Raw genomic sequence first — 8,913 nt, forward strand, 5'->3', positions numbered from 1 at the left:
GGCGTAATAAAGATGCAAAAGCAGAATTCCTCAGCAAAATGCCGACTGGTCGTATAACGACAACTGAAGAAATTGCGGAAACAGCGTTGTTCTTAGCCTCAGATTCAGCTAGATCTATCATTGGACAGATAATCACAGTTGATGGTGGGTATTCTGTTGGTTAAATAATAAACTTTAATTAACATCTCCCTATCATTATATAGGGAGTTTTTATATATAAAAATTAATTAATATTAAGTAAGAGAATGTTATAATTTAAATTAGTAGATAACGACTCCAATTTATTGATATTTTTTTATCGTGAGGTAGTGCCTGATAACCTTATCATGTAACTCCACCGACTTTGAGAATGACAGGGATTTTCGTCCCAGCCTTGCCAGATGTTGCCTAAAATTCAGATTAGGTCGTTCGATTCTTTGTGTATAGCGCTTACTGATAACGTGAAACTTACCCTTCAGGCGTGATTTATATAGCGGCCATCCATCCCTCATCCATACAATGGTAATGCATCCAATTAGTTGAAGTTATGTATAATAAGGCTTTTGAGGTTTTATCATGGCCAGCGTTACTGTTCATTGTCCTCGATGTCAATCTGCTCAAGTCTACCGTCTTGGCCTTTAGGATTTTGACCATAGACTCCAATCAATTGGAGTCATTACCCCGTTTTTATAGAATAGATACTCTTGCTAAAATGCATAACCCGCACTTAGGTTATGCATTAATATTTTTTTTATGTGCTTGGGGTATATATTATTGTCAATACTCCAGAATATTTACCTGAAGATTTCCCAGAAATATCCATTATTGGTGTGCTAAAAGTAATTGGCGCGGGAACGCATAGTGACACGCCGGGAATACCAGGCAGTACAACCTGTCGTAAAATTTTACGTTCATTGACTCCAGACCAATAAATCTCGACACCATTTTTTATTTCTTCTTTAGAACTATTGGTGGGATTGAGTATACTTACTTTATAGTCCAATCTATCTTGAACATTATTATTGTTACCTCCGTTTCTAAATATTGAAAAAAGTCCAGGAGACCTGCCAGCAATACCTGAAGCTTGATCGGAAAAGGTTAATTTTAAACCTTTACTCGTGGATTCGTTACCATCATATAAGCACATATCAAGAGTTATTTCAGGTGCTTTACCTGAAGTTCCTCTTCTGTTGATAAAACTATTTATATTAAGATCAATGATCGGCATAGATTGCGGGCTTGATGGGAAGTATATTTGGGGTTGATATTGATAGAATGTTATTTCGCTACTACCTTGTAATATAAGGTTTCCCCATGGGGTTGCATTGGTACCTCCGTTGTAATAGGCATTCAATCTTGAATTTAATATCAGGTTTCCTGATTTATTTCCACTGTGGGGGCCTGTTTTTATAATATTTGCTAATACAGTACCTTCTTCTAAATCACCGGATTTTACATCGGCGGGTTTAAGTTGTAAGATCTCATCCCAAGAGTCACAGTTTATAGGTCTCCCAAAAACATTAATATATTGGACACCAACTCCATCTATATTCGTTTTGCATATAGTGCTTGATCCCCCAACTCCCATTGCACTAGGAAGTATTTGTAATCCCCACTGATAAGGACCATGGTCATCGCAAGTAAAATGGGTTTTTTTAGCTAAAACTTTACCAACTACAGAGCCATTCGGAGTGCTTGATGAAATGTTATCTACTTTTAAATAGTATTTTACTGAATATATTTTATTCCCGTTAGTAGTGGCGTAACACTCAGTATTGACATATGCGGCGCATGACTTCATGATGAAAAATGAAAAGCAAAAAAACATCAAGATGAAAAGATTCTTTTTTAATTTAATTATTTTTTTCATGGTTAATTAAACCCCTATATTTTACTTTTTAATTTGGTAATGACTATTAATAAATTTGATTCATTACTTTCGATCCCGCCTAGTGTGGGATTTTTTATAGAAAGGTCGACTAATGTATGAGCTTTTAAGGTTATCGATAATTATTTTTTCATCTTCACACAGACCTTTTTCCTCTGAAAATTCAGAGCTTCTTAATGCTTTTAAAACAGACAGGGATGTAACCTCTTTGTTTTGTTTGAGAAGCAATAAGACAGCTGAGAAGCTGAGCAAATGAGTATGTCTGAGCCATCATCGTCGTAGTTAGCTGACCTACTATTCATTTTACAAACCTTCACTAGATATTACTATAATTATAGATCATTAGTTGTATATCTTAATTCTTATAAAGAGCCTCTATTTAACATAAGGGTGCTTTTGCGCACCGCCGGCACACCACTCATCACGAAAATCCCCTCAACCGCCCAAAAGTGTCACTTTACCTGGCTAAAACGGGGCGGAAATTATGTTACCCATTTGTTGTCAAAATCGAGGTTTTGGTTTGGGTCGCTTTGCCGGGTCAAACCGCTATTTTCGCCAGAATTGCCAGGACTTCTTCGTGGCGACAGGTGTGACAGTCTCGGTGACTGCCGGCGTTGCCGGTTCGGGCTGAGGCTCAGGTATTGGCTCGGGGTTTTTGGGGAGCTTTGACTCGATCAAATACATGGCTTGTCGAATATCATCTAAATTTTTTTCTAAAAGGCTATTTGTGTCCTTCAAGTGCGAGTTTTCTTGTTCCAATAACTGTATTCTTGCATGTAGTTCATCTGTATTCACGTGTGTAGCTTGCTGTTGTTTCGCTACTGTAGTGACAGTGTCACTAACTACACCTGTTAATGGGCCAAAAACCCTCAATAGCTCTGATATTTCTATCTTTTTTGATTTGTCGCTATCTGTAGTCGTAGATAGTTTCCCCTGTTTTATATACTTGTGTAGCGTGCTTCGAGCTTTCCCCGTTAGCCTGGCTGCTTCACTAATTGAAACCAATGTCATAACTACCTCAAGTGTCCATGCTTAGTTAAAATATTAATTAGTGTTTGGCGTTGTTTTTCGCTGAGCCAGTTAAACGACCCGTTAAGGTCATACTTGCTTTGCATATCGCTGAGAAATTTGGCTTCAAAGCTGCTCAATTGTGTTTTTGCCGTTAGTGCATTGTGCAATGTCCTTTTTAAGGAATCATGCAGCTGATCTAACGTTGGCTCTATTGATTTAGGTATGTTGCTTACATTTGAGTTGATCGGGGTTCTTTCGTCCAACTTCACTTTGGGGCTTAACTCACACTGAAAAATTAACGTATCCGCGGGTCTACCTAACTTTAAAATCTCAATTTTCATATTGCTATGAGAGTTTAAATCACGAGAAACAAGGTTAAGAATTTTTTTATTAAAGTCTCTCAGATCTTTGTATTTACTCTCTAGCATCAACATAAATTTGAAATCTTCGATACTGATTTCTATGTTCGCCTTATGCGTTTTTTTCTGAGTTAATTCTTTTAATAGCCACTCATATACACGCATTGAGTACTTGTTTTCAAAAGACTTAACATGCTCTAAGTTATATTTTATGAACTTCTTCAGCTGGAATAGGTAAGGTAATATGTCCTCACTAAAAACGAGCTCTAGAGATTGGTTTTTTCTACTGAACCTAGCGAAGTTGACCCATTGAAAAATTGTTTTTTCTGTATCACCAGTAGGATAAATGATCTCAACAGTTCGCTTCATAAGCTCACTAGTTGCCTTATTCAATCTGTGATAAGCGTTATCTAATGATAAATTCATCATTTTTGCATACTGCTGGTACGTAAATGTTACGGTTCTATCTGCTCTAGATGGACTGTTTAGCGTTGGGTTGAGCAGGGATACGCAACATAAAATCAGTTTAGTTTCATGCTCAGTAAGGTCATACCGACTTACGGCTAATTCGTTTGCTTTGAATACAACTAACTCTGACATTCAATACACCTAAATCATTGTGGCCGTTTTATAGGCAAGACTACATTAATTATTTGTGGTCGTCATTAAAAAAAGACCACAAAATGACTTTTTCTGTGAGCACTATGACTTTTGGTCCACATTTAACTTCCAGCTTTATGATTTTTAGTCCACAGTCTATGATTTTTGGTCCACAACTTGGTTTTTTTATTATTTAAAATCAGTAAATTAAAAAACCTAGAATAAAGAAAGAATAGAAAAGATAAAAAAGAATAGATCCCAGCCCTGTGGATAAATCCGCTAAATTGGCAGGTTTGAATAGACATAAAAGGATGTCGCAAACGCTGTTTGCTCCTTTATGTAAAGACCCTAAAACCTTATAAGTAGCTCCCTCGACTTCGCTCGGGCGGATCGCTGAGTCGTCCTTTTGTCTTCGACCGTTAACCCTTTTTATTTTGCTAAGTCCGCTAACTTCAGTTCGCTTCGCTCACGGCTTAGCAAAATAAGGGGCTAGGAGAGCCTGTAAGGGCTTATTTGACCTTTAGCCCTAGAGACGGGTGTTTAGGTATTAAAAAAGCCGCTACGGCGCTTACAGGCCATTTTAGCGTTAGGGTTTTATCTGTTTTTGCTCGAGGAGTATTTCGCCTCTCGTTTTCCACTCTTGCCACTTAGGATTATCACGCGGTAATTCGTTTAGGCTACTGAGTGCACCGAGTAAGGCTGCGGCGTTATCGATAGGCTTTCCCGTTTGGCTATCAACGAGCCCCGTCATGATGAGTAAACCGGCCGATTGATAGAGGGCATGGTCACGGGCTTTGCGGGCGGCTTTCGCGGCAGCACGTTTCTCTGCCTGGATGAGGTTGGTGACTTTGGTACGGGCCTCCTGGGCTTTGACCGCGCTACGTTCGGCATTGACTAGGAGGCTGAGCGTTTTCTCTTCCTGCGCTGTTCGGTCCGTTGTTTCGCTGAGCAGTATCAATAATCGTTGTTGTTCACTGGGTGATTTGAGTCCGCGCAGATAGTGAAGCCGGTCTATCAGCCATTGTTGCTGTTTTTCAGTCATCGTTTTACCCTCATATTCGTCTGTTCGTTCATCGTAATCGGTGATTTCTGTGCTGGCAAATTGACACGAACCTCGTTACAGTCCATATCACGAATTATTGATATGGCGCACTTAGACGTTTCTCGACGTTGTCGTAGAAACTGTGCGCGCCTTCAGCGGGATAACCACCATGGCCTCTTATCATCTGAGCGTTAAAGTCGGCGGCAAAGGAAAAGCCCTTGCCCATGCCCACTATATTGCCCGAGAAGATAAGTATGCCCGCCGCCGTGATGATGACCTGGTTCACGTCGAGTCGGGCAATATGCCTAATTGGGCAGCGCATAAGCCGGCTGAGTTTTGGGCGGCCGCCGATGCCCATGAACGCGCCAATGGTTGTACCTATCGAGAGATTGAAATTGCGCTGCCGCGTGAGCTGGATGATAGGCAACGGTTGGCGTTGGTCCGTGACTTTGTGTCACAGGAAATCGGTGAACGTCATGCCTACCAATTTGCCATTCATAATCCCAAGGCGGCGATTGCCGGTGGCGAACAACCGCATGCCCATATCATGTTATCAGAGCGACAGTGTGATGGTATTGAGCGTGACCCTGAGCAGTATTTCAAACGGGCCAATAGCAAACACCCTGAGCGCGGTGGGGCAAAAAAGGTGCGGTTTGGGGAAACCCCGACCGAGCGTAAAGCTTATCTCATCGAACAGCGCAGCCGTTGGGCCGATTTACAGAATACCTATCTAGATAAATATCAGCATGATGAACGTGTTGATGCACGGTCCTATAAAGCGCAAGGCATTGACCGGCAGGCTGAACGTCACCTTGGGCCTTATCAGGTCAGACAGCTTGATGTTACCCAGTTACAAGCCGTGATTGACCGGCGCGAGGCTGAGTCTGTTGCGGTTGAACAAAAAGCGGCGTTACAAGGTGTCATTGATGTGACCCGTTCACTGCACAGTGTGTTGCGGGAACGCGATGAGGCACAGCGAAACTCGTTAGCAGTTGAGCGTGAACAGCGTCAGCCAGGTAAGGCTAACCAGGATGAGATTGCTCAGCTGGTCAGTGCGGCTATGGGCGATATTCAGCAGGATATTGACCTGCAATCGTTGATTGATTCCTCAATGGTTGAGTTTTCCGGCATTCATCAGCAACAACTCAAGCAACAAGAACAACTGAAACAAGCGATGCTGCAAAAACAGCGCGAACAAGAACGCCAAAAACAAGCTGAGAAGCTAAAACAGCAGCCCTCTCAGCAGTCAAAACCGAAGTTCAGCCGTGGCCCAAGAATGTAACAGGAGACTGTGATGGATGAGCAAATTAAGAAAATAGCGGCCTTAATAGGCCATCAGCAACGGCAAGAGGCGCGCGTTACCGCGTTAATTGAAGCTTTTGAGAAAGAATCTGCTTTGCTCAGGCAGGAAAACGCGAAACTTGCCGGTGCCATACGTTCGCTGTCTCAGGCGACCGGTGATGTGACGGATACGGTTAGGCAGTCTGTTAGTCGAGGTATTGCGCAAGTGTCAGAGGAAGTGAGAGCTGTGGCACTTGAGAAGCAGAAGCCGGCTATCAGTTCTCTGACTCAGGTAGTTAATGATGCGCGAGAGACGGTGAAATCAATTCGGCGTGAGGCGGCTTGGTTTTATTGGAAGTCAGCATTCTGGACGGTATTGGTGGGTTTTACGTTACTTTCAGGGATCCTTATTGGGTTTACCTATTACCTCAATCACGTATATAAGAAATTCACCTATTTATGCCAAATATGAAAAACACAGAAATAGGATAAGGTATCTCCAGTGAATAAACTTTTAGTCCTTCTAGGTATATTTATTTTTCCTCTTACAGTGCAAGCTGAACTTTCAATAGGGCAGGAGCGTGATACTTGTTTCAAAAAAAATAAAGATATTCCGTCAGCCTATAATTGCCTGTCAGCCAAAAAAGAAGTTAGTAATAAAAAATTGGATACTCTAATTTCTGAAACGGTTAAAAGGATAAAAGCAAATAATGTAGGTCCTTTCAACGGAAAAGATGATTCTAAAGAAACTGCTGGGGATGTTTATAACAGGAGATTTCTTCAAGCACAAAAATCTTGGAAAGATTACCGGTCCCAGCTTTGCTTATCGATAGCAACCGAATTGGACGAGGATTCCTATGACTACCAGTCTTACATTGATCAGTGCCAGATAAACCTGAATAAAAATCATGCTAATGAAATATCACAAATGGGATTACCCCCTAATTAATCAATATGGGGTAAGTTCTTTTGCAAAATTAACACCAAATCCACTTTATTTAACATAATCGACGTTTTACGCAGGATATCAACAAGCCCCAATAAAGCGGGATTTCTAGCTACTTGTCTATTTATCACCGTAATGGTAGCGAGCTGCGTAGATAATTACTTCGCCGTCTTGGATGGAGTAAACTAATCGATGTGTCTGGTCTATACGCCGCGAATAGAGGGATGGGTCTTTATGGTGCCGTAATCTTTCAGGCTTTCCTATGCCAGTTAAAGGATCTGATTCTATGTCTTGGAGTAGTTGCCTGACACGCTCAAACTTTTTTTTGTCAGTATCTCGCCAGTAGTTGACATCATCAGCACCATTTTTAGTGAACTTAATATTCCACTTTGACAAATTCACCACGTTCCGCCTGCTTCATTGCTTCATTGATATGATCTGCGTTAACTGGATTACTGAATAAATAAATTGTTTCGATTAAGGCTTCATATTCATCAGCATCAATCATGATAATATCAGGGGCATCACGGCGCATTACGCGTACTGGTTCTGCATCATCGGTAACGCGCTTCATTGTGTCTGCGAAGTTCTTACGAGCATCCGTAAAAGTGATTGCTTGCATATTGATTGTTCCTCTATGATTTAAACACAGTATAACACGTGTACGTCATCAGGTACGATTATTTACTCATAAACCAGCTTCGTGTGTTTTAGAGGGCATTATGGTAAGTATGAAGCTCGCTTCCTGGAGGGGAAAAATGAAAAATAAAGTATCAGACATATTACCTAAATATCAGTTATTAATTGGCCCTGACAATGCATTTTTCTGCCATCGAGTATCAGATATGTTGGACGTGTATATGAATTATATAGCTCTCCATCTATGTCCTATGATTTTTAAAAAAATCTTATGTAATAAATTTACTAGGTAAAATAGTGTCAAGTCGATAGAAAAAAAAGAAAATTTAATAAAGTTGCTCAAAGAGCTACAGCATCTATTCCTAATTTAACAACCTTCCGCACAAAATGCCACACTAAATTTAGTACTAAATTATAATCATTACAGCTACTATGATATCAGATCATATACTAACTATGATTCACAACCCATAATAAGGATTCTGATATGTCAGAAAAAGTTGTTGTTATTACAGGTGCACTTTCTGGGATTGGAGAAGAATGTTGTCGGGAATTTGCAAAAAATGGTTATAATGTTGTATTTTCTGGTCGAAAGGCTAAGTATGGTGAAAAACTACAAAAAGAATTAAAAAAATAAATCATAATTGTCATTTTATCCTGGCAGACGTTGTCATTGAAGAGCAAATTATCGCCTTAGTTGAAAAAAACCCTCCAATTTTATGGTAGGATTGATGTGCTTATCAATAGTGCTGGAACAGAAGGACAGCCTGCACCTCATAACCAGACAACAATAGAGGATTTTCATAAGGTATTTGATGCGAATGTTCTAGGAACACAACTGCTAATGAAACATACGTTACCGGTTATGACTATACAGGGATCAGGAAGCTTGATTAATATATCTTCACAAGCTAGTTTGGTAGGTATACCTGGAGGTAGCGTATATGCTGCTAGTAAACATGCTGTTAATGGCTTAACACGCTCTGTGGCTCTTGAGGTTGCGGTAAAAGGCATCAGAGTCAATGCTATTGCACCTGGCCCAGTAGATACTGACATGTTTGATAGATTTGTTGGGCGTAATAAAGATGCAAAAGCAGAATTCCTCAGCAAAATGCCGACTGGTCGTATAACGACAACTGAAGAAATTGCGGAAACAGCGTTGTTCTTA

Annotated in this window: 11 protein-coding genes and 2 pseudogenes; 6 read left to right on the top strand and 7 right to left on the bottom strand. The window is 40.5% G+C overall.

Annotated elements, in window-relative coordinates; genetic code table 11:
- On the top strand, window positions 1-164 hold a 164-nt coding region (locus BMX14_RS16115), incomplete at its 5' end, for an SDR family oxidoreductase (RefSeq protein ID WP_143056436.1).
- Window positions 165-281: 117 nt separating this feature from the next.
- Here BMX14_RS16115 and BMX14_RS16120 read toward each other — a convergent pair.
- Window positions 282-500, bottom strand: a pseudogene (locus tag BMX14_RS16120) (IS1 family transposase); the annotation flags it as partial.
- Between the two features lie 55 nt (window positions 501-555).
- Between BMX14_RS16120 and BMX14_RS17215 the strand changes: the two are divergent.
- The gene (locus tag BMX14_RS17215) at window positions 556-621 is read left to right on the top strand and encodes an IS1 family transposase (protein ID WP_092678531.1); all 66 of its coding nucleotides are present in this window, start codon (window positions 556-558) and stop codon (window positions 619-621) included.
- A gap of 109 nt (window positions 622-730) precedes the next feature.
- On the opposite strand, the gene BMX14_RS16130 is transcribed toward BMX14_RS17215, so the two are convergent.
- The 4 genes from BMX14_RS16130 to BMX14_RS16145 form a co-directional block, all read right to left on the bottom strand.
- On the bottom strand, window positions 731-1,849 hold the full coding sequence (locus tag BMX14_RS16130) for a CfaE/CblD family pilus tip adhesin (RefSeq protein ID WP_092678515.1): 1,119 nt from the start codon (window positions 1,847-1,849) through the stop codon (window positions 731-733).
- 564 nt (window positions 1,850-2,413) lie between these two features.
- Complete coding sequence (locus tag BMX14_RS16135) at window positions 2,414-2,878, bottom strand: MerR family transcriptional regulator (protein ID WP_092678517.1); 465 nt, start codon at window positions 2,876-2,878, stop codon at window positions 2,414-2,416.
- 2 nt (window positions 2,879-2,880) lie between these two features.
- Window positions 2,881-3,837, bottom strand: a complete 957-nt coding sequence (locus BMX14_RS16140) for a replication initiation protein (protein ID WP_092678519.1) — start codon at window positions 3,835-3,837, stop codon at window positions 2,881-2,883.
- A 586-nt stretch (window positions 3,838-4,423) separates the two neighbouring features.
- Window positions 4,424-4,879 carry a conjugal transfer protein TraD gene (locus BMX14_RS16145; RefSeq protein ID WP_092678521.1) on the bottom strand — a complete coding sequence of 152 codons (456 nt, stop codon included), beginning with the start codon at window positions 4,877-4,879 and terminating at the stop codon, window positions 4,424-4,426.
- A 169-nt stretch (window positions 4,880-5,048) separates the two neighbouring features.
- On the opposite strand from BMX14_RS16145, the gene BMX14_RS16150 reads away from it, so the two are divergent.
- Genes BMX14_RS16150 through BMX14_RS16160 form a run of 3 tightly spaced genes read left to right on the top strand, consistent with a single transcriptional unit; the run spans window position 5,049 to window position 7,109 of the window.
- The gene (locus BMX14_RS16150; protein ID WP_092678523.1) at window positions 5,049-6,161 is read left to right on the top strand and encodes a MobA/MobL family protein; all 1,113 of its coding nucleotides are present in this window, start codon (window positions 5,049-5,051) and stop codon (window positions 6,159-6,161) included.
- Window positions 6,162-6,173: 12 nt separating this feature from the next.
- On the top strand, window positions 6,174-6,632 hold the full coding sequence (locus tag BMX14_RS16155) for a hypothetical protein (protein ID WP_092678525.1): 459 nt from the start codon (window positions 6,174-6,176) through the stop codon (window positions 6,630-6,632).
- A gap of 30 nt (window positions 6,633-6,662) precedes the next feature.
- Window positions 6,663-7,109, top strand: a complete 447-nt coding sequence (locus BMX14_RS16160; protein WP_092678527.1) for a lysozyme inhibitor LprI family protein — start codon at window positions 6,663-6,665, stop codon at window positions 7,107-7,109.
- 117 nt (window positions 7,110-7,226) lie between these two features.
- Here the strand turns inward: BMX14_RS16160 and BMX14_RS16165 are convergent, their stop codons facing one another.
- Together BMX14_RS16165 and BMX14_RS16170 are read right to left on the bottom strand one after the other, a co-directional pair.
- A complete protein-coding gene (locus tag BMX14_RS16165) occupies window positions 7,227-7,511 on the bottom strand; it encodes a Txe/YoeB family addiction module toxin (RefSeq protein ID WP_329957829.1) in 285 nt (94 codons plus the stop codon).
- Window positions 7,483-7,728 carry a type II toxin-antitoxin system Phd/YefM family antitoxin gene (locus tag BMX14_RS16170; protein ID WP_092678529.1) on the bottom strand — a complete coding sequence of 82 codons (246 nt, stop codon included), beginning with the start codon at window positions 7,726-7,728 and terminating at the stop codon, window positions 7,483-7,485. The genes BMX14_RS16165 and BMX14_RS16170 overlap by 29 nt, the downstream gene beginning before the upstream one ends.
- Window positions 7,729-8,232: 504 nt before the next feature.
- On the opposite strand from BMX14_RS16170, the pseudogene BMX14_RS16175 reads away from it, so the two are divergent.
- Window positions 8,233-8,913 (top strand): annotated as a pseudogene (locus tag BMX14_RS16175) (SDR family NAD(P)-dependent oxidoreductase); the annotation flags it as partial.

This window comes from Rosenbergiella nectarea (genome assembly GCF_900111105.1).
Taxonomy (GTDB): Bacteria; Pseudomonadota; Gammaproteobacteria; order Enterobacterales; family Enterobacteriaceae; genus Rosenbergiella; species Rosenbergiella nectarea.

Coding starts and splice junctions, on each gene's coding strand:
- BMX14_RS16145 (WP_092678521.1), bottom strand. CDS start 4,879: ATGACTGAAAAACAGCAACAATGGCTGATAGACCGGCTTCACTATCTG.
- BMX14_RS16155 (WP_092678525.1), top strand. CDS start 6,174: ATGGATGAGCAAATTAAGAAAATAGCGGCCTTAATAGGCCATCAGCAA.
- BMX14_RS16135 (WP_092678517.1), bottom strand. CDS start 2,878: ATGACATTGGTTTCAATTAGTGAAGCAGCCAGGCTAACGGGGAAAGCT.
- BMX14_RS16150 (WP_092678523.1), top strand. CDS start 5,049: ATGGCCTCTTATCATCTGAGCGTTAAAGTCGGCGGCAAAGGAAAAGCC.
- BMX14_RS16130 (WP_092678515.1), bottom strand. CDS start 1,849: ATGAAAAAAATAATTAAATTAAAAAAGAATCTTTTCATCTTGATGTTT.
- BMX14_RS16140 (WP_092678519.1), bottom strand. CDS start 3,837: ATGTCAGAGTTAGTTGTATTCAAAGCAAACGAATTAGCCGTAAGTCGG.
- BMX14_RS16170 (WP_092678529.1), bottom strand. CDS start 7,728: ATGCAAGCAATCACTTTTACGGATGCTCGTAAGAACTTCGCAGACACA.